1 protein-coding gene is annotated in these 1,327 nt (G+C 61.1%); it reads left to right on the top strand.

Annotation, left to right across the window (positions count from 1 at the left end):
- Positions 1–324 precede the first annotated feature (324 nt).
- Complete coding sequence (locus tag C6W92_RS17445) at positions 325–942, top strand: urea carboxylase-associated family protein (RefSeq protein ID WP_129435396.1); 618 nt, start codon at positions 325–327, stop codon at positions 940–942.
- The last annotated feature ends 385 nt before the right edge of the window (positions 943–1,327 follow it).

Genomic DNA, 1,327 nt, shown 5'->3' with positions numbered 1-1,327 from the left:
GGCCTGTCCACCAACCGAGCGGCCGAAGCAGCCCGAAAGCCGCTGGAAACAAGCTGCCTGATGCCCGGCATGGCCCTCACATCGGCGCGTCGGCGCAGCAGAAGGCGTTGTTCAGACTTTCCTTAAGCTGTCGCGGACAGGGCACCGAAAGGCCATGCGCCACGTCAATCCGGTGCGACCCCGTCCGAAGAAGTTTGGTGCCTGTATTGCTGATACTGAGCGCGATGGGACACATCGTGACCCTGCCAAAACGAAGAGAGCCCGACTTGCCCTCGCGTGAAGAACCTGATCTAGACTGATCCGATAAGTTGATTGGAGGGGACGATGTCGGGCGAACCTGAACGCATTACGCTTCCTGCTCGCAGTGGTCGGGCGGCGCGGCTTTCGGCGGGCGAGGCCATCCAGATCATCAATACTCATGGTGCCCAGGTTGTCGACACCTGGGTCTTCAATGCCGAGGATACCAAAGAGTTCCTCTCGAACGAGCACATGCGCCCGACTCTGGGCAAGCTGTGGCCCGGAAAGGGGGATGCCCTCATCACGAACCGGCGGCGCCCGATCATGACGATCGAAGAAGACACCTCTCCCGGCCGGCATGATACGCTGATCGCTGCCTGTGACGATTTCCGCTACGGGCTTCTGGGCTGTAGCGACTATCACGACAATTGTACCGACAATCTGTTCGCTGCCATGCGGCGGATTGGTATCGACATCCTCGAGTGCCCGAGCCCGCTGAACCTCTGGATGAACATTCCCGTGGCGGAGGACGGAAGCACCAGCTGGGGAGAGCCGTTGTCCCGCGCCGGCGACTACGTCATCTTGCGGGCCCGGATGGATTGTGTGGTGGCGATGTCGGCCTGTCCGCAGGACATCCTTCCGATTAATGGCGCGGCCTGCCGTCCGACAGAGGCGCATTATCGCATCCTGCCCCGGACCGCCTGAGCAAGCGACCTGCGAAATCACGGCTCTTGCAAACGCGGAGGCTCAGCGCGGCAAATCGACGTGTTGATGGCCACGAGTGCCTTCAGGAGCCCGAATAACTTGTCGCAGTAGTCCGCAAAACGCCAATGCCGCGGCTGGCGGGACGGGTAAGAGGTCCGGCTCCGCAATCCGGCTTCCAAGATACGTTGCGCGTTAACCAGCTCAGAAGTGGTGGCGACCCGGCAGGCATTAATCCGTCAGAACACGTTATCTGACGTATTGAGGAAAGTCTGAACAACGCCTTCTGCTGCGCCGACGCGCCGATGTGAGGGCCATGCCGGGCATCAGGCAGCTTGTTTCCAGCGGCTTTCGGGCTGCTTCGGCCGCTCGGTTGGTGGACAGGCCA

It is taken from the genome of Roseovarius sp. A46 (assembly GCF_004126395.1).
Classification (GTDB): domain Bacteria; phylum Pseudomonadota; class Alphaproteobacteria; order Rhodobacterales; family Rhodobacteraceae; genus Roseovarius; species Roseovarius nitratireducens.
Note: the sequence above shows the minus strand (reverse complement) of the source record. Positions and strands in the feature narration are given on the sequence as shown.